Annotated in this window: 20 protein-coding genes and 1 other RNA gene; 20 read left to right on the forward strand and 1 reads right to left on the reverse strand. The window is 63.9% G+C overall.

Going from position 1 to position 23756, the window contains the following annotated elements; translation table 11 throughout:
- Nucleotides 1-78 precede the first annotated feature (78 nt).
- Both AAFN84_RS04360 and rnpB read left to right on the forward strand, forming a co-directional pair.
- Nucleotides 79-657, forward strand: coding sequence for a lytic transglycosylase domain-containing protein (locus tag AAFN84_RS04360; RefSeq protein ID WP_347513280.1), 579 nt, complete (start codon nt 79-81; stop codon nt 655-657).
- A gap of 70 nt (nt 658-727) precedes the next feature.
- Nucleotides 728-1128, forward strand: an RNA gene (gene rnpB, locus AAFN84_RS04365) — RNase P RNA component class A.
- Between the two features lie 44 nt (nt 1129-1172).
- Here rnpB and AAFN84_RS04370 read toward each other — a convergent pair.
- Nucleotides 1173-2288, reverse strand: coding sequence for a cystathionine gamma-lyase (locus AAFN84_RS04370; RefSeq protein ID WP_347513281.1), 1116 nt, complete (start codon nt 2286-2288; stop codon nt 1173-1175).
- 399 nt (nt 2289-2687) lie between these two features.
- Between AAFN84_RS04370 and mraZ the strand changes: the two genes are divergently transcribed.
- The 18 genes from mraZ (at nt 2688) to AAFN84_RS04460 (ending at nt 23754) form a co-directional block, all read left to right on the forward strand.
- A complete protein-coding gene (gene mraZ, locus AAFN84_RS04375) occupies nt 2688-3155 on the forward strand; it encodes a division/cell wall cluster transcriptional repressor MraZ (protein WP_347513282.1) in 468 nt (155 codons plus the stop codon).
- On the forward strand, nt 3152-4168 hold the full coding sequence (gene rsmH, locus AAFN84_RS04380) for a 16S rRNA (cytosine(1402)-N(4))-methyltransferase RsmH (protein WP_347513283.1): 1017 nt from the start codon (nt 3152-3154) through the stop codon (nt 4166-4168). Before mraZ ends, rsmH begins: the two co-directional genes overlap by 4 nt.
- Before the next feature lie 7 nt (nt 4169-4175).
- The gene (locus tag AAFN84_RS04385) at nt 4176-4550 is read left to right on the forward strand and encodes a hypothetical protein (RefSeq protein WP_347513284.1); all 375 of its coding nucleotides are present in this window, start codon (nt 4176-4178) and stop codon (nt 4548-4550) included.
- Nucleotides 4547-6265, forward strand: a complete 1719-nt coding sequence (locus tag AAFN84_RS04390; protein ID WP_347513285.1) for a penicillin-binding protein 2 — start codon at nt 4547-4549, stop codon at nt 6263-6265. The genes AAFN84_RS04385 and AAFN84_RS04390 overlap by 4 nt, the downstream gene beginning before the upstream one ends.
- A 46-nt stretch (nt 6266-6311) precedes the next feature.
- A complete protein-coding gene (locus AAFN84_RS04395; protein ID WP_347513286.1) occupies nt 6312-7763 on the forward strand; it encodes a UDP-N-acetylmuramoyl-L-alanyl-D-glutamate--2,6-diaminopimelate ligase in 1452 nt (483 codons plus the stop codon).
- Entirely contained in the window at nt 7760-9208 is a 1449-nt protein-coding gene (locus AAFN84_RS04400) for a UDP-N-acetylmuramoylalanyl-D-glutamyl-2,6-diaminopimelate--D-alanyl-D-alanine ligase (RefSeq protein ID WP_347513287.1), read from the forward strand. The genes AAFN84_RS04395 and AAFN84_RS04400 overlap by 4 nt, the downstream gene beginning before the upstream one ends.
- Nucleotides 9209-9228: 20 nt before the next feature.
- On the forward strand, nt 9229-10311 hold the full coding sequence (gene mraY / locus AAFN84_RS04405; protein WP_347513288.1) for a phospho-N-acetylmuramoyl-pentapeptide-transferase: 1083 nt from the start codon (nt 9229-9231) through the stop codon (nt 10309-10311).
- Nucleotides 10312-10314: 3 nt separating this feature from the next.
- The gene (murD, locus tag AAFN84_RS04410; protein WP_347513289.1) at nt 10315-11718 is read left to right on the forward strand and encodes a UDP-N-acetylmuramoyl-L-alanine--D-glutamate ligase; all 1404 of its coding nucleotides are present in this window, start codon (nt 10315-10317) and stop codon (nt 11716-11718) included.
- A complete protein-coding gene (ftsW, locus tag AAFN84_RS04415) occupies nt 11718-12872 on the forward strand; it encodes a putative lipid II flippase FtsW (protein WP_347513290.1) in 1155 nt (384 codons plus the stop codon). The genes murD and ftsW overlap by 1 nt, the downstream gene beginning before the upstream one ends.
- A 1-nt stretch (nt 12873) precedes the next feature.
- Nucleotides 12874-13998, forward strand: a complete 1125-nt coding sequence (gene murG / locus AAFN84_RS04420; protein WP_347513291.1) for an undecaprenyldiphospho-muramoylpentapeptide beta-N-acetylglucosaminyltransferase — start codon at nt 12874-12876, stop codon at nt 13996-13998.
- On the forward strand, nt 13995-15398 hold the full coding sequence (murC, locus tag AAFN84_RS04425) for a UDP-N-acetylmuramate--L-alanine ligase (protein WP_347513292.1): 1404 nt from the start codon (nt 13995-13997) through the stop codon (nt 15396-15398). Before murG ends, murC begins: the two co-directional genes overlap by 4 nt.
- On the forward strand, nt 15395-16360 hold the full coding sequence (gene murB / locus AAFN84_RS04430; protein ID WP_347513293.1) for a UDP-N-acetylmuramate dehydrogenase: 966 nt from the start codon (nt 15395-15397) through the stop codon (nt 16358-16360). Before murC ends, murB begins: the two co-directional genes overlap by 4 nt.
- A gap of 207 nt (nt 16361-16567) precedes the next feature.
- A complete protein-coding gene (locus tag AAFN84_RS04435) occupies nt 16568-17494 on the forward strand; it encodes a D-alanine--D-alanine ligase (RefSeq protein ID WP_347513294.1) in 927 nt (308 codons plus the stop codon).
- Nucleotides 17482-18417, forward strand: coding sequence for a cell division protein FtsQ/DivIB (locus AAFN84_RS04440; RefSeq protein ID WP_347513295.1), 936 nt, complete (start codon nt 17482-17484; stop codon nt 18415-18417). The genes AAFN84_RS04435 and AAFN84_RS04440 overlap by 13 nt, the downstream gene beginning before the upstream one ends.
- A complete protein-coding gene (gene ftsA / locus AAFN84_RS04445) occupies nt 18414-19727 on the forward strand; it encodes a cell division protein FtsA (RefSeq protein ID WP_347513296.1) in 1314 nt (437 codons plus the stop codon). The genes AAFN84_RS04440 and ftsA overlap by 4 nt, the downstream gene beginning before the upstream one ends.
- Before the next feature lie 67 nt (nt 19728-19794).
- Nucleotides 19795-21471 carry a cell division protein FtsZ gene (gene ftsZ / locus AAFN84_RS04450; protein ID WP_347513297.1) on the forward strand — a complete coding sequence of 559 codons (1677 nt, stop codon included), beginning with the start codon at nt 19795-19797 and terminating at the stop codon, nt 21469-21471.
- 282 nt (nt 21472-21753) lie between these two features.
- A complete protein-coding gene (gene lpxC, locus AAFN84_RS04455) occupies nt 21754-22704 on the forward strand; it encodes a UDP-3-O-acyl-N-acetylglucosamine deacetylase (protein WP_347513298.1) in 951 nt (316 codons plus the stop codon).
- A 183-nt stretch (nt 22705-22887) separates the two neighbouring features.
- The gene (locus AAFN84_RS04460; RefSeq protein ID WP_347513299.1) at nt 22888-23754 is read left to right on the forward strand and encodes an outer membrane protein assembly factor BamD; all 867 of its coding nucleotides are present in this window, start codon (nt 22888-22890) and stop codon (nt 23752-23754) included.
- Nucleotides 23755-23756 lie beyond the last annotated feature (2 nt).

Consider the following 23756-nt stretch of genomic DNA (forward strand, 5'->3'; position numbering starts at 1 on the left):
GTGGCCGGCACCGGAGTGCTCGGTCGCAGAAGCCAAACCGCCGCCAACACCGTCGCGGCATAAGAAGAACGGAAACGCATGAACAAGCCAACTCTTGTTGCGGCAGCGCTTGCTGCCGGCCTGACCTCTTTTGTCCCTCACGTCGTAGCCAATCCACTTACTGATGGCTCCTCCACGATGTCGGCGTATCTTCAGGAGAAGTTCCCGACACGCGACTTCGGGAAAGAGGAGGTCGACAAGACGACTACCTCGTCGATAACGAAAGCCAAGTCCGTCTCAGTCGGCTCGGCATACGACAAGATCATCGCCCGTCACGCGGCCGAAAATGGCATACCCGTCGCTCTGGCCCACGCTGTCGTGCGCGTCGAGAGCAACTACCGTGCGAATGCACGCGGGAGCGCTGGAGAGATCGGGTTGATGCAGATCAAGCCGGCAACGGCGCGCATGATGGGCTATTCCGGCAGCGCCAAGGGCCTGTACGACCCGGACACAAACATCCGCTTCGGCATGAAGTATCTCGCCAAGGCACACCAGCTTGGTGGCGGCGACACCTGTGGGACGATCCTGCGCTACAATGCCGGCCATGCCGCCAAGCGCATGAACCGCATCTCGGCCGCCTATTGCGCAAAGGTGAAGCGCCACTTGGGCGGAGCCTGATCGGGACCTTCGTCTCGCCGTCTGCCGTTTCCGGTTGCTTTTCACGGCTCGAACCCTTTTATACGCCCTGCCAGTTGGCCGGGCGACCGCACCAGCAGGGACCGAAAGGTCGCTGGTGAGGAAAGTCCGGGCTCCAGGAAACACGGTGCCGGCTAACGGCCGGCGGGGGCGACCCTAGGGAAAGTGCCACAGAGAGCAGACCGCCTCGCCATCTGGCGAGGCAAGGGTGAAAGGGTGGAGTAAGAGCCCACCGCGCGACTGGCAACAGGAGCGGCATGGTAAACCCCACCGGGAGCAAGACCGAATAGGGGCGGCGCGAAGGGCAACCTTCGGGGCAGTTTCCGGCCCAGTCGTCCGGGTAGGTTGCGTGAGGCGGGCGGCAACGTCCGCCCAAGAAGAATGGTCGCCGCGCCATGCCGCTCACAAGGGGGCATGGCCATACAGAACCCGGCTTACAGGCCAACTGGCAGTTCTATTTCAATGACTTGCTGAGATCAGGCAAGAAATTGATTCATCTATCCCGAAGCCTGCGTCAGCGCTTCGTCGAGCGCAGTCCACAGTTCGTCTGCCGGCTCGCATCCGATCGACAGGCGTATGAAACCCGGATCGACCGAGTCTCCCCAGCGCGCCCGCCGCTCGGCCGAGGTGTGCACACCGCCAAACGACGTTGCCGGCTGTATCAGCGCGCAGCCGTCGATGAACCGTTCCGCTGTCTCGGCCGAACCAAGCGTGAGTCCCATCAGGAACCCGAAGCGCTCCATCTGGGCGCGTGCGAGATTGTGCGAAGGGTCGTCGGGAAGCCCGGGGTAGCGGACGCGTGCGACGAGCTTGTGCTGGGCGAACTTGGCGGCGATCATCTCCGCGGTGTCGCACATGCGCTCGAAGCGCACATGCAGCGTTTCCAGTCCGCGATGCAGCAGCCAGGCCTCGAAGGGGCCGGGGATGCCGCCGGCCAGCTTGCGCCAGTCGGATATGGCCTGCATCACCCCTTTGTCGCGGCTTGCGACATGGCCGAACAGGATGTCGGAATGGCCGTTCGGCGCCTTGGTATCCGCAGCAACGACGATGTCCGCGCCGAGGTCGAGCGGACGTTGGCCGAACGGCGTCATCGTCGTGTTGTCGGCGACGACCATGGCGCCTGCCGCATGCGCCTGCCGGCAAACCTCCGCGATGTCGCAGATGTCCAGGCTCGGATTGGCAGGCGTTTCGAGAAACACGAGCCGATAGCCCTCAAACCCGCCGTCGAGAAAGCTGGCAGTCGGGCGGATGTCGTAGCTGATGCCGTAGGAGGTGAGAAAGCGGTCGGCCAGGACGCGCGTCGTGTAATAGCCGTCGGAAGGCAACAGCACGCGGTCCCCCGCTTTCAGCGTGCCGAAGAACACCGCGGCGATGGCCGCCATGCCTGAGGGAAAACCGAGGGCGGGTGCGCCTTCGAGGTGTCCGAGCATCTCTTCGACCGCTTCCCAGGTCGGATTTGAGAACCGTCCGTATTGCGCGTATCCGGCAGGGTCTCCCGGCAGGTGGAACATGCTGGACAGGGTCAGGGGCAGGGCGACGGGGTCTCCCTTGCGCAGTTTTTCTCCGCGCAGGTGCGCGAGGCGTGCGGCGCGTGCGGCGGAAGTCTCTGTCATGAAAGGGATCCTGTTGCAGATGTGAACGGGCTGGACGCTAGTCGCGGTGCCGCAGTTGCGCAAGCGCGCCGGTGCGACGCGGCGGGTTCCTAACCGTTCATTAAGGCTAACGGAGCATAAACTCGGATTCGCGCCTGCATGGCCGGTTCATGCTCCACAAGGCTGCTTGTGCAGGTGGTTCCCGTTGACGCCCATATAGGCCCATGTTATCCCTTGAACGCAATCACGACTTCGGTTCTGTACAGCGTGAAGAGTCCCCTGGAAGGGCTGCCAATGTGGCGCGCCAGGGCGGTTTCGCTATGTCGCACTCCTGCGGCCTCGCGCGGTCAGGGAAGGCAATCTTGCGCATGCACGAGGGGAGTCCGGCAGGCGCGGCGACAGAGGCGGCAAAATCGGGTCATGGACCGTTTTCTTTCCAGTGCCGTGAACAGGATAGACGCCAAGGGCCGGGTATCCGTGCCGGCGCATTTCCGCTCGGTGGTGCAGAAGCGGGGATACCAGGAACTCTATGCGCTCAAGGCCTTGGACAGGCCGGCTCTGGATGTGGGCGGCCTCGATCTTCTCGATCGCTACGAGCAGCGGATCGCGATGGAGGATCCTTTCCTGCAGACAGCGGACGACATGTCATATTTCGTGCATGGCGACAGCGACTTTCTCAAGCTAGACCAGGACGGGCGGATAACCGTTACCGATTTTGTCCGGTCCCATACGGGTATCTCCACCGAGGTCGCGTTCGTTGGACGTGGAACCTTCTTTCAGATGTGGGAGCCGTCGCGCCTGGCGGATTATGGCGCGCAGGTTCGCGAGCGACTGCTGAGATTGCGTCAGGCTGGTCCAGCCGACGCTGTGGGTGGGGGCCCGGAATGATGGCGGGTCACGGCGACGATATCGCCGGTGGCGGACCGGCCCGCCACATTCCGGTCATGCTGCAGGAAGTACTGGCGGCGCTCCAGCCGCAGGCGGGTACGTGCATCGTGGACGGTACGTTCGGCGCTGGCGGCTATAGCCGCGCGATCCTGGATGCCGGGGCGGACGTGCTCGCGATCGACCGCGATCCCGATGCCATTGCGGCCGGGAGGGCGCTGGAACAGGCGTCTGCCGGTCGCCTCAGGCTCGTGCAGGGGCGCTTCTCCGACCTCGATGGTCTCGCAGAGACGCAGGTGGACGGGGTCGTACTCGACATCGGCGTGTCCTCGATGCAACTCGACCAGGCGGAGCGTGGATTTTCTTTCCGCGCCGACGGTCCGCTCGACATGCGGATGGGCCGCGAAGGACCGAGCGCTGCCGACATCGTCAATCGCTTCAAGGCCGGCGACCTGGCCCGCATCTTCGGCATGCTGGGCGAGGAGCGACATGCCGGCCGTATCGCGCGAATGATCGAACGCCGACGTGCGACGCGCCCGTTCGAGCGCACCCGCGATCTGGCCGAGGCGATCGAAGGCGTGGTCGGCAACAATCCCAAGGACAAGATCCATCCCGCCACCCGCGCCTTCCAAGGGCTGCGCATCTTCGTCAACGACGAACTCGGACAACTCGCAGAGGCCCTGTTTGCAGCCGAGCGTGCCCTGAAACCCGGTGGGCGGCTGGTCGTGGTGACGTTTCATTCGCTGGAAGACCGGATCGTGAAGAAATTCATTGCCGATCGCTCGGGCAAGGCGTCGGGGTCACGCCATCTTCCGGCGGTGGAAGACAAACCGGCGACGTTCGAAAAGATCGGCGGCGTCGTCGCCGCGGCGGAAGACGAGGCGCGGGTGAACCCACGCGCTCGCTCCGCCAAGCTTCGTGCCGCGCGACGCACCGACGCTGCCCCGCGCGCGGCCGATATTTCCATTTTCGCGCTTCCGGCGCTGCCCGCCACGGGCGAAGTGAAGGAAAGGTGAGCCCAAGGTGTTCAGAACCACCGATATCGTCCTGATTGCCGCGATGGTTGCGGCCGCAGGCTTCACCTACATGACCAAGCACGGCGCGGAGGCGGAGTTGTCGAAGCTGCGCCGCCTGCAGTCGGACATCCGCCTGGAAGAAGAGGCGATCGATGTGCTGAAGGCCGACTGGAGCCTGCTGACCCAGCCGTCGCGCCTGCAGAGGCTCGCCGAAATCTATCATTCGGAGCTGCAGCTTGCCCCGGTCGAATCGCATCAGTTCGCCGATATCAGCGAATTGCCGGAGCGGCCGCTCGAGATCGAGGATTTCCTCAACGACGAGTTGGACGGCATCGTCGACAGCGGCATCGATGCAACCACCACCAGCGGAGTTTCGGAATGATCGGACGCTGGCGCAAGAAGCAGGCGGTAACAGAGGCGGCCGCCCAACCCATCGTCGTTGAGGGTTTCGCAAAGTCGACCGGCGCGCGCGGACGTACCCGCATCGTCATGACGATGATGGTGTTCCTTTCCATCTACGCCGTGATTGCGGGCAGGCTGGCCTGGTTCGGCATGCAGGAACTGGAGCAGGGCGGTCCTGGCCCGTCCCGCGTGACGGCCTCGCGTCCGGACATCGTCGACCGCAACGGCAAGGTGCTGGCCACCGACATCAATACGGCATCGCTGTTTGCCGAACCGCGCCGCATCGTCGATGCGGACGAGGCACTGGAGAAGCTGTTGACCGTCCTGCCCGATCTCAACATCGAGCAGACCTATAACCGCCTCCAGAGCAACGCCGGCTTCATCTGGCTGCGCCGCCAATTGTCCCCGCGCCAGCAGCAGGCGATCCTGCAACTCGGCATTCCCGGCATCGGCTTCAGGACTGAAAAGCTGCGCTTCTATCCGGGTGGGCCAACGGCCGCCCACATTCTCGGACTCGTCAATGTCGACAACAAGGGCATTGCCGGCATGGAGAAATATATCGACGACCAGGGCCTGAGCGACCTGCAGGAAACGGGATTGGCGATCGCGAAGGATCTGGAGCCCGTGCGGCTGTCGATCGACCTGCGCGTCCAGCACATCGTCCGCGACGAGCTTGAGCAAGCGATGGAGCGCTACAGGGCAATCGCCGCCGGTGCGGTGGTGCTCAACGTGCGCACCGGCGAGGTCCTCGCGATGGCATCCCTGCCGGACTACGATCCCAACAATCCCTTCAATGCCCACGAGAAGGACCGGCTCAATCGTATGTCGGCCGGCGTCTACGAGATGGGCTCGACTATCAAGAGCTTCACGACGGCCATGGCGCTGGATTCGGGGCTGATGGACATGAACAGCACGTTCGATGCCCGGCGCCCGATCACCATCGGCCACCAGACGATCCGTGACTTTCACGGAAAGGGCCGCGTTCTGGCGTTGCCGGAAGTCTTCATTTACTCGTCCAACATCGGTTCTGCACGGCAAGTCGACGTGGTCGGCATCGAAGGCCACCGCGAGTTTCTCAAGCGCGTCGGCCTGCTCGACCGGATGAATACGGAGCTTCCCGAGGTGGCGACGCCCAGCGAGCCCAAGGTCTGGAAGAAGATCAACTCCATCACGATCGCCTTCGGTCACGGCATGGCCACGACCCCCTTGCAGACAGCGGTTGGCGCGGCAGCCCTCGTCAATGGCGGCAAGCTTCTGGAGCCGACCTTCCTGACACGCGGCGAGGCCGAGGCGGACAGCCACGCCAAGCAGGTCGTCTCGCCGCAAACGAGCGCGAACATGCGCTACCTCTACAACATGAACGCAACGGTGCCCGGCGGTTCGGGCAGCCGGGCGACCGTTCCGGGATATCGGGTCGGCGGCAAGACCGGTACGGCGGAAAAGGTCGTCAACGGACGCTATGCCAATGACGTGCGCTTCAACGCCTTCGTGGCCGCGTTTCCGATGGACGATCCCGAATATGTGGTCCTGACCATCATCGACGAACCCAAGCCGGAAAAGCCGGGCATTGGCGCAACCGCCGGCCTCAACGCCGCGCCGATGGTCAGCAACATCATTCGCCGGTCTGCGGCTCTGCTTGGCGTGAAGCCCGATTTCGGCCATGAAAGTAAGGCCCTTCTCGTCTCTTCTCAGTGATTCTTGAGGGTGAGAGGCGTCCACACATGCGGACCAATGGATTTTGATGAAGCTCAGCCAATTTTCCGGTTTTCTTCCCAGTGCCGGGTCGGGCAGTGACACGGAGGTGACAGGCGTCACCTCGGACTCGCGCAAGGTTGCGCCGGGTCACCTCTTTGCCGCGCTCAAGGGGACGAAAGCGGACGGCGCCGGGTTCGTTGAAGACGCAGTGGCGCGCGGGGCCGTTGCGGTCATCGCGGCGAAGGGTAGCGTGCCTTCCGATCCCGGTGTGCCGCTGATCGAGGTGGACGACCCACGCCGGGCGCTCGCCTTGGCGGCGGCGGCCTTCTATGGCGCGCAGCCGGGAACGATGGTCGCGGTCACCGGCACAAGCGGCAAGACGTCGGTGGCATCCTTTGCCCGCCAGGTCTGGGAGCAGACCGGGCACGCAGCCGCGTCGATCGGCACCACGGGGGTCGTGGCCCCCGGCCGGGAGGACTATGGCTCGTTGACGACGCCCGATCCCGTTGCGCTGCACGCGCTGCTTGCCGAGCTTGCCCAATCGGGCGTGACCCACGCAGCGATGGAAGCGTCGAGCCACGGGCTGGACCAGCGCCGACTGGACGGCGTTCGGCTTTCCGCCGGCGGCTTTACCAATCTCGGCCGCGATCACATGGACTACCACGCGACCATCGAGGAGTATCACACAGCCAAGATGCGGCTATTCACGGCGCTGCTGCCGAAGGGCGCGCCGGCGGTCGTCTTCGCGGACGACGCATGGTCGCAGCCCACCATCGACGCGGCGACATCAGCGGGGCTGGAAGTCCTCACCGTGGGGCGCAAGGGTGCCTTCCTGCAAATGAAGCGGGTCGAGCACGAGCGCTTTCGTCAGCGCGCCGAGATCGCACATGGTGGCGCTCTCCACGAGATCGACCTGCCGCTCGCCGGCGACTTCCAGATCGCCAACGCGCTCGTCGCCGCGGGGCTGGCCATCGCGACGGGGGTCGAGGCGTCAATGGCGCTCTCGGCGCTCGAGCATCTCAAGGGCGCGTCCGGGCGCCTGGAACTGGTGGGCACCACAGGCGCCGGCGCTCCCGTCTATGTCGACTACGCGCACAAACCTGAAGCGCTCGAGAACGTGCTGAAGGCCGTGCGGCCATTCACCACCGGACGCGTGCTGGTGGTGTTCGGATGTGGCGGAGACAGGGATCGCGGCAAGCGCCCGATCATGGGCGAGATCGCGACCCGACTGGCCGACGTGGTGATCGTTACCGACGACAATCCCCGCTCCGAAGAACCGGCGTCCATCCGTGCGGCAATCATGGCGGCGGCGCCGCAAGGGATCGAGATCGGCGATCGCCGCCTTGCGATCCGCGAAGCCGTCTCGATGCTTGGGGCTGGCGACACGCTGATCGTGGCCGGCAAGGGCCACGAGGAAGGCCAGACCGTCGGCGACGCAACGCTGCCCTTCTCGGATCACCAGGAAGTGCGCGCGGCGCTGCGGGAGCTCGCCGCATGAGCCCGTTGTGGACAGCCGAAGCCCTCGCCGTGGCGATGGGCGGCAGGCCGGTCGGCGCGCAGCCGGCGCGCATCGGCGGCATCTCCATCGACAGCCGTACGCTGCAGCCCGGCGACGCGTTTTTTGCCATCAAGGGCGAGACGTTCGACGGACACGACTTCGCCACAGCGGCGATCAAGGCGGGGGCCAGCCTGCTGGTCGTTGCCGAGGGCAAATTGCCGGCGCTGGGCCGCATCGGCGCGCCGATGATCGTGGTGCCGGATGTTCTGGCCGCGCTCGAGGCGGCGGGGATAGCAGCCCGCGCGCGTACCAGAGCCAAGGTGATCGGTGTCACCGGCTCGGTCGGCAAGACAACGGCCAAGGAAGCGCTGCGCAAGGCACTGGGCGCTTGTGGCAGCGTCCACGCCTCCGACAAGTCGTTCAACAACCACTGGGGCGTTCCCCTGACGCTGGCGCGGATGCCGGAGGATTGCGATTACGCCATCTTCGAGATCGGCATGAACCATCCAGGTGAAATCCGCCAGCTCGTCTCGTTCGTGCGGCCGCACGTCGCCATCATCACCGCCATCGCCGCGGCCCATCTGGGGTATTTCTCCAGTCTTGAAGAGATCGCCCGCGCCAAGGCGGAGATATTCGAGGGCGTGGTGCCGGGCGGGCACGCGCTTCTCAATCGCGACGACAAGCAATGGAAACTTCTCGACAAGGCGGCTCGAGACGCGGGCATCGAGCACGTCTGGAGTTTCGGCGAGAACGGCCGCTCGACGTTCCGTCTTGCTTCGTTCGAGGCGGACGGCGATGCGTCGAACGTGGTCATGAAGATGGCAGGGCAGGAGATCACCTTCACTATAGGTGCCCCCGGACGCCACATCGTTCAAAACGCGCTCGCGGTGATGGGTGCCGTCTACCTATCCGGCGCCGATATTCACAAGGCGTCGTCTGCACTCGCAGAATTCCGGGCCGAGCGCGGGCGTGGCCAGCGAACCTCCTTGAAGCATCCGTCGGGTGGCGAAATCGTCGTCATCGACGAAAGCTACAATGCCAATCCGACGTCGATGAAGGCCGCGCTTTCGCTCCTGGCCGCGGCTGCCGTTCCTGCCGGGGGGCGGCGCATTGCCGTGCTTGGTGACATGCTCGAACTCGGAAACCATTCGCGCAAGCTGCACGAGGCGCTGGCTGGGCCAGTGGCGCAGTCGCAGGCCGACATCGTGCTGACGGCGGGCAAGGAAATCAAGGCGCTGGCCGATATGCTTCCCGAGAACGTCGTCTCGCAGCATGTCGAGGGCGTCGACGCGCTGAAGCCGCTTCTGCTGGACATGGTGCGTCCGGGCGACGTTGTGATGATCAAGTCATCCAACAGCATGGGCTTCTCGCGGCTCGTCGAAGCGCTGAAACAGATTTTCGCGGCGACCGGGGATGGCGCTGCATACTCGAACACACACGTCTGAACGGCGGGGGACCCTAGTCTATGCTGATGCTGCTTGTGGAACTCGCCGACCAGGTTTCGGCCTTCAACGTGTTCCGCTACATCACCTTTCGAACCGGCGGCGCGCTGATCACCTCGGCGTTGATCGTTTTCATGTTCGGACCCGCGATTATCGATTCCCTGCGAATCCGCCAGGGTAGGGGCCAGCCGATCCGTGCCGATGGACCGCAGACGCATTTCAAGAAGGCCGGAACGCCAACGATGGGCGGACTGATGATGCTCACCGGCATCATCGGCTCGGTGCTTCTCTGGGGCAATCTTTCCAGCACTCTCGTCTGGGTCGTGATGATCGTCACGCTGGGCTTCGGTGCAATCGGGTTCTACGACGACTATCTGAAGGTCACCAAGCAATCGCATCTGGGATTTTCGGGCAAGGCGCGCCTGGCCGTCGAGTTCCTGATCGCCGGTATCGCCGCATGGGTCATCATGCAGTCGGGCAGCGCGCCTTTCTCGTCGTCGCTGACCTTTCCGTTCGTGAAGGATTTTGTCCTCAATCTCGGCTTTTTCTTCATTCCGTTTGCTGCCTTCGTGATGGTCGGCGCGGGCAATGCCGTCAACATGACGGACGGTCTCGATGGCCTGGCAATCGTTCCGGTGATGGTGGCGGCTGCATCGTTCGGCGTCATCGCCTATCTGGCCGGTAACGCGGTCTTCGCCGAGTACCTGCAGATTCACTACACCGCCGGTACTGGCGAATTGTCGATCGTGCTTGGCGCGGTGATAGGCGCGGGGCTCGGCTTCCTCTGGTTCAACGCGCCACCAGCCGCGATCTTCATGGGCGACACCGGTTCCCTGGCGCTCGGTGGCCTGATCGGTGCCGTCGCAGTGGCCGCCAAGCACGAGATCGTGCTCGCCATTATCGGCGGGCTGTTCGTCATCGAGATCTTGTCGGTGATCATCCAGGTCGGTTGGTTCAAGCTGACCGGCAGGCGGGTGTTCCTGATGGCGCCGATTCACCATCACTTCGAAAAGCTTGGCTGGACGGAGAGCCAGGTCGTCATCCGGTTCTGGATCATCGCGGTCATCCTTGCGCTGATCGGCCTGTCCACGCTGAAGCTGAGGTAGGCCATGGTCCCAGCTTCCACTTTCAGGGGACGCAAGGTCGCGCTGTTCGGGCTCGGCGGCTCCGGCATCGCGACTGCCCATGCGCTGACGCTGGGCGGCGCCGAGGTGACAGCTTGGGACGACAATCCCGACAGCGTCGCCCGGGCGCGCGGCGAGGGTGTCGCGGTGGCAGATCTTTCAGCGGCGGACTGGTCGTCCTTCTCGGCATTCGTGCTGTCGCCCGGCGTACCGCTGACCCATCCTAAGCCACACTGGACCGTCGAGCGTGCCCGTGGCGCGGGTGTGGAAATCCTCGGCGATGTCGAGCTCTTCGCGCGGGAACGGTCTGCCACGGCCAGCAATTCGCCGCTGATCGCGATCACCGGCACCAACGGCAAGTCGACGACGACGGCGCTGATCTCCCACATCATCGCGGCGTCCGGACGCGACGCGCAGATGGGTGGCAATATCGGGCGGGCGATCATGACGCTCGATCCGCCGGCAGCCGACCGCTACCATGTCATAGAGTGCTCGTCCTACCAGATCGACCTCGCACCGTCGCTCAATCCCTCCGCGGGCATCCTGCTCAACCTGTCGCCGGATCACCTCGACAGGCACGGGACCATGCAGCGCTATGCGGAGATCAAGGAAAGGCTGGTGGCCGGCAGCGAGACGGCCATCATCGGCGTCGACGATTCATACTGCATGCAGATCGCCGACAGGTTGGAGCGCGGCGGCAAGGAAGTCGTCCGGCTGTCCAAGCGACTCCCACTCACGGATGGCTACTTCGCCGATGGCACCGATCTGATGGAAGCGGTGCACGGCCAGTACAGCCGCATCGGTTTTCTGGAAGGCATCGGATCGCTTCGCGGGGCGCACAACGCGCAGAACGCCCTTGCCGCGGTTGCTGCCTGCCTGAAAGTCGGTCTGGATCTCGGGGAAATCCAGTCGGGACTGGAGAGCTTTCCTGGACTTGCCCACCGCATGGAACAGGTCGGTCGCCGTGGCCGTGTGCTGTTCGTCAACGATTCCAAGGCCACGAATGCCGACGCAGCGGCACCCGCGCTGTCGAGTTTCAGCCGCATCTACTGGATTGCCGGCGGGCTCGCCAAGGAGGGGGGCATAGAGTCATTGCGCTCATTCTTCCCGCGCATCGCCAAGGCCTACCTGATCGGCGAGGCCGCGCCGGCGTTCTCCGCGACGCTGGGCGGCGCGGCGCCATACGAGATATCGGGCGGGCTCCAGGCGGCGCTCGAGCATGCGGCCGAAGATGCCGCGCGCGACGTCGCAGGCGAGGAGGCGGTGGTGCTGCTTTCTCCAGCCTGCGCGAGTTTCGACCAGTTCAGGAATTTCGAGGTACGGGGCGACGCATTCCGCGACGCGGTGCTCGGCCTGTCGGATATCGAGCCAATCGGAGGGAAACGCTGATGGTCAGTCGCATCGACCGGAGACCGGTTGCGAATTGGTGGTGGACGATCGACCGTTGGTTTTTCGCCGCGTTCCTGCTGCTGATGGGGCTGGGCATCGTCTTGTCCTTCGCCGCTTCGCCGGCGGTGGCCGAACGCATCGGGCTCGACAGCTACCACTTCGTCACCAGGCAGATGGTGTTCATGATACCGGCACTGGTCATCATGATCGCGGTATCGTTCTTCGATGCCCGCCATGTCCGCAGGCTGGCGTTGCTGATGCTGGCAGGCTCGATCTTCCTGATGGTCGTAGCGCTCTATTTCGGCGTCGAGATCAAGGGTTCGCGCCGCTGGGTTCATCTGGCGGGCATCTCGGTGCAGCCCTCCGAATACATGAAGCCCGCCTTCGTGGTCATCTGCGCGTGGCTGTTCGCGGAACATTCCCGGCGCCCCGATATTCCGGGCAATCTCTTCGCCATCATCCTCCTCGGACTGGTGCTCGCGCTGCTGATTGCGCAGCCCGATCTCGGCCAGACCTTGCTGGTCCTGGCGACGTGGGGCGTGATGTTCTTCATGGCGGGCATGCCATGGCTGTGGATTGCCGTTCTTGGCGGCACGGCCATCGGCATCGGGCTGGTGGCCTACACGTCCTTTCCGCACGTGGCCGAGCGCATCGACAGGTTCCTCACCGGTGAAGGCGACACGTTCCAGGTCGACATGGGGCGCGAGGCGCTCATCCGCGGCGGCTGGCTCGGGCAAGGTCCCGGCGAAGGCACGGTCAAGCGCATCCTGCCCGACAGCCACACGGACTTCGTGTTCGCGGTTGCAGGTGAAGAGTTCGGCATCGTCGTGTGCCTGCTGATCGCGGGCCTCTTCGCCTTCGTGGTGCTGCGCGGACTGAGCAAGTCGCTCAACGAACGAGATGACTTCTCGCGCTATGCGGTGGGAGGACTGGTGACCTTGTTCGGGTTGCAGTCGATCATCAACATGGGCGTCAACCTGCAACTTCTGCCGGCCAAGGGCATGACTCTTCCCTTCGTTTCGTATGGCGGCTCGTCCCTCGTTGCGATGGCGATCTCGATGGGCATGGTGCTGGCACTCACCCGCAAGGACCCGCAGAAACGGATGCGCATCGGTCAGTCTCGCGTGCCGCGCTTCATGCAGCCGGCTGAATAGCATGGCAAGGGGCGTGATCATGCTGTCCGCCGGAGGCACCGGTGGGCATCTCTTTCCAGCCGAAGCTCTGGCTCACGAACTGCTCGCGCGCGACTGGTCCATCCATCTCGCGACGGACGGCAGGGCTGAACGCTTTGCAGGTTCCTTTCCGGCCGAAACGATCCACGCGATCTCATCGGCCACGATCGGCTCGAGAAATCCGGTGGCACTCGTTCGCGCCTTCTGGACGATCTGGCGTGGGGCACGCGAGGCGGGGCGCATCATCGACGAGATCCGCCCGAAGGCGGTCGTCGGTTTTGGCGGCTATCCGACACTGCCGCCCCTATGGGCAGCCACCCGACGGGGCGTGCCGAGCATCATCCATGAGCAGAATGCGGTGATGGGGCGCGCCAACAGGGCGCTTGCGGGCAGGGTTACGGCCATCGCAGGCGGCTTCCTGCGGGCTGAAGGGTCCCATGCGGACCGGATCATCGAGGTGGGCAATCCGGTGCGGCCGGCGGTGCTCGATGCGTCCGCGACGCTATATGCGCCTGCAGGGGATGCCGGCCCGTTCCGGCTCCTGGTGTTTGGCGGCAGCCAGGGCGCGCAATTTTTCTCCGACGCAATTCCGGCCGCGGTGGCGCTGCTTTCGTCGGATCAGCGCAGCCGACTGGAGATCGTACAGCAGGCCCGCAAGGAAGATGAGGCCAAGGTGAGGGCTGCCTATTCCGAACTGGGCGTGCGGGCGGAGATTTCTCCCTTCTTCACCGACATGGCGAAACGCATCGCCGACGCGCATCTCGTCATGTCGCGATCCGGCGCGTCGACGGTGTCGGAGATTGCAGCCATTGGAAGACCGGCTTTGCTGGTGCCTTATCCCTATGCGCTCGACCATGATCAGGCGGCGAACGCTGCGGCCCTTGCGGCTGCGGGCGGTGCGCAGGTTCATCCGCAATCATCGCTGACGCCCGAGCGTATTGCCGAACTGATCGGGAGGCTCATGTCGGACCCTCGAACGCTTTCCAGCATGGCCGCGGCGGCGAAGTCATCAGGCAGGCCCGATGCCACCCGGTTGCTTGCGGACCTCGTGGAGGCTATTGCCTCGGGCGAATCCGTTTCGCAGGTCAAGGGGAGGCAGCGCGCATGAAGATGCCGCAGACAATCGGCGTGGTGCATTTCATCGGCATCGGCGGCATCGGCATGAGCGGCATCGCAGAGGTGCTGCACAATCTCGGCTATCGCGTCCAGGGATCGGACCAGGCCGACAGCGCCAACGTGCAGCGGCTGCGCGACAAGGGCATCACCTGCTTCGTCGGGCATGCCGCCGACAACCTCGGCGAGGCCGAGGTCATCGTGGTGTCGACGGCGGTGAAGAAGAACAACCCCGAGCTCGTCGCCGCGCGCGAGCGGCTGCTGCCGATCGTGCGGCGGGCCGAGATGCTGGCCGAGCTGATGCGATTCCGCAATGCCATCGCCATCGGCGGAACGCACGGAAAGACGACGACCACCTCGATGGTCGCAACGCTTCTGGATGCAGGCGGGCTCGATCCGACAGTGGTCAATGGCGGTATCATCAATGCCTATGGCACAAATGCGCGCATGGGCGATGGCGAATGGATGGTCGTTGAGGCCGACGAGAGTGACGGCACGTTCCTGAAGCTGCCAGCGGACATTGCCGTGATCACCAACATCGATCCGGAGCATCTCGATCATTACGGCTCGTTCGACAAGGTGCGCGAGGCCTTCCGCCAGTTCGTCGAGAACGTGCCGTTCTACGGCTTCGGCGTCATGTGCATCGATCACCCGGAAGTGCAGGCACTGGTCTCGCGCATCGAAGATCGCCGCGTCGTCACCTATGGCGAGAACAAGCAGGCCGATGTGCGCTTCTCCAACATCCGCATGGATGGGGCGACGTCGATCTTCGACGTGACGATTCGCGATCGCAAGAGCGGAGCTGAAACCCAGGTCGACGGCCTGCGCCTGCCGATGCCCGGCCGCCACAACATCTCCAACGCGACGGCGGCGATCGCCGTCGCGCACGAACTCGGACTGACACCGGATGACATCCGCAAGGGCCTGTCCTCCTTCGGCGGCGTCAAGCGGCGGTTCACCCATACCGGAAGCTGGAACGGCGTCGACATCTTCGACGACTACGGCCACCACCCGGTTGAGATCAAGGCGGTGCTGCGTGCTGCGCGTGAAGCCTGCAAGGGCCGCGTCATAGCCGTCGCGCAGCCACACCGTTTCACTCGCCTGCGCGATCTCTTCGATGACTTCGCCGCATGCTTCAACGACGCCGATACGGTGATGATCGCGCCCGTCTATGCCGCCGGTGAGGACGCGATCGATGGGATCAACTCGGCGACGCTGGTTTCGCGCATTCGTGCCGGCGGCCATCGCGATGCCCGCGAGATCGACGGGCCCGATGCGATAGCCCCGATCGTGCGCGCTCTGGCGGGCCCTGGCGACTTCGTCGTGCTTCTGGGCGCGGGCAACATCACGCAATGGGCCTATGCCCTGCCGAGGGAGCTGGAGGCGACCGCATGACCGGCGGCGATGCTCTCCTGAAGCGTCTCGGCGACGTCGCGTCCATGGTCCGTGGACGGCTGACGCCTGATGCGCCGATGGAGACGATAACCTGGTTTCGTGCCGGCGGTGCGGTCGACCTGCTCTTTCAGCCGGCCGACGAGGACGACCTTCGCGCCTTTCTGCGGCATGTCCCGGATGACGTGCCAGTGATGGTGGTCGGGATCGGTTCCAACCTCCTGGTGCGCGAATGCGGCATTCGCGGTGTCGTGATCCGGCTGTCTGCAAAAGGGTTCGCCGGCGTCGAGGCTGGCGAGGGAACGCGTCTCGTGGTTGGGGCCGCCACACCCGATAAGCGTGTCGCGGCGGCCGCGCTCGAAGCGGGCATAGGCGGCTTTCACTTCTACCATGGCATTCCCGGCGCCATCGGTGGCGCGCTGCGCATGAATGCGGGCGCCAACGGCGTCGAGACGCGGGAGCGCGTCGTATCCGTCCGGGCGCTTGACCGCGGCGGTGATGTTCACGTCCTGACCAATGCGCAGATGGGCTATGCCTATCGGCACTCGGCGGCCGCGAAGGACCTGATCTTCGTTTCAGCCGAGCTCGAAGGATACGCCGAGGACCGCGAGGCGATCCGGATCGCGATGGACGCGGTGCAGACACACCGCGAGACCGTGCAGCCGATTCGCGAGAAGACGGGTGGATCGACCTTCAAGAACCCCGAGGGCACTTCGGCGTGGAAGGAGATCGACAAGGCGGGTTGCCGCGGGCTGATGATCGGTGGCGCGCAAATGTCGCCGATGCACTGCAACTTCATGATCAACACCGGAGCGGCGACGGGCTACGATCTCGAGCATCTCGGTGAGACGGTGCGAGCGCGCGTTCTGGAGAATTCGGGCATTCGGCTCGAATGGGAGATCAAGCGAATCGGCGATTTCCGGCCCGGTCGCCAGGTCCAGGAATTCCTCGGACAACTGCTTTAGACGGGCAACGCCTCGCTGCTTGTCTCAAAAAGTGAATCGCCGCGAGTCCCAAACCCTTGCCACGGAATCCAACCTCTGATTCCTTGAGGTGAAATCGTTCTCCGATTTGAGTCGAGTGCGCGGACGCTGGCGAAACCGATCGCCGGAAGACTCCGACTCAACCCCGGCGAACAGAATGCGGCCCGAGCGACGAGGGGAAATCCGGGCATGGCGGCAAAGCACGTTGCTGTTCTGATGGGCGGATTCTCCGCCGAGCGGCCGGTCTCGGTTTCATCTGGCAATGCCTGCGCGGATGCACTGGAGGATGTCGGATACCGGGTCACGCGCGTCGACGTCGAACGTGACGTTGCCCGCGTCCTCGATGATTTGAGGCCGGATGTCGCCTTCAACGCGCTTCACGGCCCCTATGGCGAGGATGGAACGATCCAGGGAATTCTCGAATATCTGCAGATTCCCTACACCCATTCAGGCGTGCTCGCTTCGGCTCTGGCGATGGACAAGGAGCAGGCGAAGAAGGTTGCCAAGGCTGCCGGCATTCCGGTTGCCGAGGCACGGGTGATGAGCCGATTCGACATTGGCGCCGCACACCCGATGAAGCCGCCCTACGTGGTGAAGCCGGTGCGCGAGGGATCGAGCTTCGGGGTCGTGATCGTCAAGGAAGACCAGTCCCATCCACCCCAGGTCATCACCTCGTCGGAATGGCGCTACGGGGACACGATCATGGTCGAGCGATTCGTCCACGGACGCGAATTGACCTGCGCTGTCATGGGTGGCGTGGCGCTTGGCGTGACCGAAATCGTGCCAGTCGGCCACGCCTTCTACGATTACGACTCAAAATATGTTGCCGGCGGCTCAAAACACGAATGCCCGGCAAAAGTTTCATCCTTTATTTACCAAAAAGTACAGACACTGGCGCTACGGGCACATCAAGCGATCGGCTGTCGCGGGGTCTCCCGGTCAGACTTTCGCTACGATGACCGATTTTCGGAGAATGGCGAGTTGATCTGGCTGGAAGTGAACACCCAGCCGGGGATGACTCCCACGTCGCTCGTGCCGGAAATCGCCGCGGAAGCGGGACACAGTTTTGGTGAATTGCTGAGTTGGATGGTGGAGGACGCTTCTTGTTCGCGTTGACGTCAGGACAAAGTCTGGGTTCCAGTGCGCAGCGGCGCAGGAGCTGGGCTATTGCGCCCGGCGGTCTTGTCGTCCCGCGCTGGCTGCGCAGGCCGGCCCGTTTCGCCAGTCGCGTCTGGTCGGGAGAAGTCGTCGCGCCGCCTTTCGCGGGCGGCGCGCTTTCAGCGCTGGTGATCGGTTCGTTCGTCGTCTACGGCACCGTCGTCGGCGGCCACATGTCTTCGGTTGTGCAGGGCGTTACCGCGCGCACCGGTTTTGCGATCAACGAGATTCGCGTCAGCGGCAACAAGGAAACCTCGGAGATCGACATCTTCGATCGCGTCGGGCTGGATGGATGGACCTCGCTGGTCGGGTTCGACGCCGAGGACGCGCGGGCGCGCATCGTCAGCCTGCCGTGGGTGGAGAGTGCCGCCGTTCGCAAGATTTATCCCTCGACGCTTGAGGTGAAGGTCGTCGAGAAGGTGCCGTTCGCCATCTGGCAGCAGGGTAGCCTGTTGTCGCTGATCGAAGAGAATGGCGACGTCATCGCGCCGCTCGTCGGTTCCGATCATCTCACCTTGCCGCTGGTCGTCGGATCGGGAGGCGCCAAGTCCGCCTCGTCCTTCGTGGCCAAGGTCGCCTCGCATCCCGATCTTGCATCTCGTGTGCGGGGCTATGTGCGGATTTCGGATCGACGCTGGGACCTGAAGCTCAATAACGGGCTTACGGTCAAGCTGCCCGAACAGGAGCAGGATGAGGCGCTGGTCGATCTCGTCGGTCTCGATGCGCGCTACGGTTTGCTGTCGCGCGACATCGAATCCGTCGACATGCGCTTTGGCGACCGGCTGGTCGTCAAGCTTTCGCCCGACGCCGCAAAAGCGCGCGAAGCCAGGCTCAAGGAGCTGCTGGGCAAGAAATACCGGCCGGCGGAGCGCAGCATATGAGTTGGCTCGGTTCAAACATGGACAAGTCGGCAGGCCGGTCCGGGGTCGTCACCGTCCTCGATATCGGCTCGACCAAGGTCTGCTGCGTCATCGGCAAGCTCAAGCCCTGCGAGGAGAGCGAGCACCTGCCGGGACGCACGCACCAGATCAAGGTGATCGGCATCGGCCACCAGAAGTCCCAGGGCATCAAGTCCGGCACGATCGTCGATCTCGACCGGGCCGAGCAGGCGATCCGGCTGGCGGTGGATTCTGCCGAGCGCATGGCCGGACTGACGGTCGAGTCACTGTTCGTCAACGTTTCGGCGGGGCGCATGAAGAGCGCCGTCCTGTCTTCGTCGATCAATCTTGGCGGGCACGAAGCCGGCGACGGGGACATCAAGCGTGTGCTGGCGGCGGGCGCAAAGCAGACATTGCGTGCCGAGCGCGAGGTTGTCCATTCGCTGCCGATCAGCTTCTCGCTGGATTCTGAACGCGGTGTGCGCGACCCGCGCGGGATGATCGGTGAGCAACTCGGCGTCGACATGCACGTGCTGACCGCCGATGCCGCGCCACTGCGCAATCTGGAACTCTGCGTCAATCGCTCTCACCTGTCGGTCGAGCGCATGGTGGCCACGCCCTATGCGAGCGGGCTGGCGGCACTAGTAGATGACGAGGCCGAAATGGGGGCCGCCTGCATCGACATGGGCGGCGGCACGACGACCATCTCGATCTTCGCCGAGGGCAAGTTCATCTATGCCGACGTGCTGCCCATCGGCGGCAGTCACGTCACGATGGATCTGGCACGCGGCCTGTCGACGCGGCGCGAGCATGCCGAGCGGCTCAAGGTGATGCAGGGCTCCGTGCTGCCGGTCGTCGACGATGACCGCGACATGGTGACCATCCAGCCGATGGGTCCCGACGATGGCGAGGTGCCGCAGCACGCGCCTCGCGCGGTGATGAACAAGATCATTCGAGCCCGCGTCGAGGAGACGCTGGAGCTCGTGCGCGACCGGCTCAACAAGTCAGGCTTCGGCTCGGTGGTGGGCAAGCGCGTGGTGCTTACGGGGGGCGCCAGCCAGTTGACCGGCATGCCGGAGACGGCCCGGCGTATCCTTGCCCGCAACGTGCGGCTCGGGCGGCCGCTCGGCGTAACGGGTTTGCCGGAGGCGGCCAAGGGGCCTGCCTTCGCAACAACGGTCGGCCTGCTGATCTATCCGCAGGTTGCCAATTTCGAAAGCCGGTATGGAAAGGGCGGTGGCCTGCGTTTCAGGGCAACCGGTACCGGTGGTCGCTTTCAACGTGTCAGTCAGTGGTTGAAAGACAGTTTTTAAATCGACGGGGACAGCCCCACGCAGCCGCGGCGGCGAAGCGGCGGGAAAGGCCAAAAGGACGAACGCAATGACCATCAATCTGCAGAAGCCGGACATCACCGAGCTCAAGCCGCGCATCACCGTTTTCGGTGTCGGCGGTGGCGGCGGCAATGCTGTCAACAACATGATCACCGCCGGCCTGCGTGGCGTCGACTTCGTCGTCGCCAATACCGATGCGCAGGCGTTGACCATGTCGAAGTCCGAACGCCTGATCCAGCTCGGCGCCCATGTCACCGAAGGTCTCGGTGCGGGGTCGCAGCCTGAAGTCGGTCGCGCGGCGGCAGAGGAATGCATCGACGAGATCGTCGATCACCTGTCGAATACGCATATGTGCTTCGTTACCGCGGGCATGGGCGGCGGCACGGGCACCGGCGCTGCTCCGGTCGTGGCGCGTGCGGCGCGCGAGAAGGGTATTCTCACCGTCGGCGTCGTCACCAAGCCGTTCCACTTCGAGGGCCAGCGCCGGATGAAGACGGCCGACATGGGCATCGAGGAACTGCAGAAGAGCGTCGACACGCTGATCGTCATTCCCAACCAGAACCTCTTCCGCATTGCCAACGACAAGACCACCTTCGCCGATGCCTTCGCAATGGCCGACCAGGTGCTCTATTCCGGCGTCGCCTGCATCACCGACCTGATGGTGAAGGAAGGTCTCATCAACCTCGACTTCGCCGACGTCCGCTCCGTCATGCGCGAGATGGGCAAGGCTATGATGGGCACCGGCGAGGCTTCGGGTGAGGGCAGGGCAATGGCCGCGGCAGAAGCCGCTATTGCCAATCCGCTGCTCGACGAGACCACCATGAAGGGCGCGCGCGGCCTGTTGATCTCCATCACCGGCGGTCGTGACCTGACGCTGTTCGAAGTCGATGAGGCTGCGACACGTATTCGCGAAGAAGTCGATCAGGAAGCCAACATCATCCTTGGTGCGACCTTCGACGAGGAACTGGAAGGTGTTATCCGCGTGTCCGTCGTGGCAACCGGTATCGACAAGGTCGCTGCGGACATCAACACGCCGCCGATCACCATCCGCGCGCCACAGAAGCCGGTCCAGCAGCCTGTTCAACAGCAGCGCCCGGCAGAGCCGCGCGTCACTGCGCCGGTACAGCCGGAGGCACCCCGTGTGGCCGACCCGGTCGCCGAAGCGATCCGCAACGCGGAAATGAACCACGAAATGGCGGCTGGTCAGCGCCCCGTCCAAGGCGAGGGCGATTTCCGTCCGCAGAGCCGGTTGTTCGCTCAGCCCGCTGCAGAGCAGCCTGCACCGGTCGCGCACTTCCAGCCCGAGCCGGTGAGGACCGCACCGTCGGCGCCCGCGCCGATGATGGAAGCGGCACCACAGGTGCCTGCGGCGGCCCAGCCGCGCATGCCGCGCATCGAGGACTTCCCGCCTGTTGTGCGTGCCGAGATGGACGCACCGCATGGCGAGGATCACGAAGAGCGTGGCCCGATGGGCCTGCTCAAGCGGCTGACGCAGGGGTTGTCGCGACGCGAAGAGGAGACGGCACGTCTTCAGCCGGCCCAGCCGCGCGAGCCGCGCATGCGCCCTGCCGAAACCACGCGCCGGGCTCCTTCGCCCGAAGCACAGCTCTACGCGCCCAAGCGCGGGCAGCTCGACGATCAGGGCCGGATGTCGGTTCAGCCCCGTGCCGTGCAGGAAGACGATCAACTGGAAATTCCGGCGTTCCTGCGCCGCCAGGCAAACTGATCGCGGGAGATCACGAAGCGTAACGCAATGTAACGGGCGGGTGTCGAAGCACTCGCCCGTTTCGTCAAATTATGCTTGAAAGACAACAGGTTATGCAGCGCGCTTTTCGGCATCTTTTGCGTAACACAGGGTAAGAAACCGTGATTTGGAGTCTTTTGCCTGTAACATTATCTTCGCGGCCAACAATCAAGCGGCTGCGGATTCGTGGGGATGAGAATTCGCTGGTCGAGAGTGAAACCGCGACCGGGCAACCTGTTGAGCGGGCGTAATCGGGACGGGCTTATGGGGATCGACTTGCACGACTACCAGACGACGCTCAAGTCACGCGTATCGTTGTCCGGCATCGGCGTTCACAGTGGAAACCCGGTTTCCATCCATTTTGTTCCCGCCGATCCAGATACCGGAATCATCTTTTCAAAGACCGATGCTAACGGAGATTGTGTCGAGCTTCGGGCGTTGTCGTCAGAAGTTGGCGGGACCGACCTGTGCACCATTCTCGGCGACGTCTCCGGCGCCCATGTGGCAACGGTTGAGCACCTGATGGCGGCCCTGTCGTCACTCGGCATCGACAACGTCGTCGTGGAGACCGAAGGCAACGAAGTGCCGATCCTCGACGGAAGTGCGTCGATGTTCGTCGAGGCTTTCGATCAGGCCGGTCTGAAGGTTCAGGCGGTCAAGCGCCGCTACATCCGCATCGTCAAGCCAGTCCGTATCGAGAATGGCGCCTCGTGGGCCGAGTTCAGGCCTTATGCTGGAACGCGTTACGAGGTCGAGATCGACTTCGAGAGCCCGGCGATCGGCAGGCAGTTTTTTGCCGCTGACATCACGCCGGAGGTTTTCCGCCGCGATATTTCGCGTGCACGGACTTTCGGCTTCATGAAGGACGTCGAGCGCTTGTGGGCCGCCGGCTACGCGCTCGGTTCGTCGCTGGAGAATTCCGTGGTGATCGGCGACGACGACCGCGTCATCAACATGGAAGGCCTGCGTTACTCCAACGAATTCGTGCGTCATAAGATGCTCGACGCCATGGGTGACCTCGCGCTGGCCGGCGCACGCTTCATCGGCTGCTTCCGCTCCTTCCGGGGCGGGCACAAGCTGAACGCGCAGGCGCTGCGCAGGCTGCTGTCCGATCGTTCGGCATTCGAGATCGTTGAGACCGGACGGCGCGAGCGCGGCCGCGGAGCCGAGATGATCGCCGTCAATGCGCCGGTCTATGCGCCTTGGATGAGCTGACCAGGCTCGTCGCGTTCCGTCTGCTGCCACAAAAAAGCACCATTGCGCGGCGACAACGTTGCCGAGGGGCGACAGTTCTAATATGACTGCCGCGACGTTTGGCGCACCGGCCGCGAATGGCTGCTATTATTCAATGGACCGGTGCCTGAAGTGTATCGAACGCCAAAGGGGCGACAATCCGCCATGAATGACAACCGCATCGCCGTTTCCCGCGCGCCGGGCCGTGCCCTAGGGATCGTGGCGCTCTCCGTCGCGCTACCGCTTTTCGTGTCGGCATGCGCCAGCGATCGCGATGTCGATCTCGCCTCGTATGTCGAGACGATCGAGCCGGCCGATGCGTTGTACAATCAGGCGCTGGCAAATCTCGAATCGGGCCGGCTCACCGAGGCGGCCAAGAAATTCGAATCGGTGGACCGCCAGCATCCCTATACGGACCATGCGCGCCGTTCGCTGGTGATGGGTGCATTCACCAACTATCGCCTCGGCAATTATGACGACGCCATCAGCCAGTCGCAGCGCTACATCGCGCTCTATCCGACGTCGGACGATGCCGCCTATGCCCAGTACATCATCGGGCTGAGCAATTTTCGCCAGATCCAGGACGTGACGCGAGACCAGAAGGAATCGCGGCTCGTGGTGCAGGCGATGCAGGAGCTCGTCGATCGCTGGCCGGAGTCCGAATATGTCGCCGATGCGCGGGTGAAGATCCGCTTTGCCCGCGACCAGCTCGCCGGCAAGGAAATGCAGATCGGACGCTATTATCTGGAACGGCGCGAATATATCGCTGCCGTGCGACGCTTCCGTAACGTGGTGGAGACCTATTCGGACACAAACCACGTCGAGGAATCGCTGGCGCGCCTCACCGAGGCATATTACGCGATGGGACTGGCCTCGGAGGCACAGACGGCTGCCGCCGTGCTCGGCCACAACTATCCTGAAAGCCAGTGGTACAAGGACTCCTACGCCCTGCTTCAGTCGGGCGGCCTTCAGCCGCGCGAGAACAAGGGATCGTGGCTCAGTCAGGTCGGTACACTGATTACCGGAAGCTGATT

The organism is Mesorhizobium sp. CAU 1741 (assembly GCF_039839275.1).
Classification (GTDB): domain Bacteria; phylum Pseudomonadota; class Alphaproteobacteria; order Rhizobiales; family Rhizobiaceae; genus Aerobium.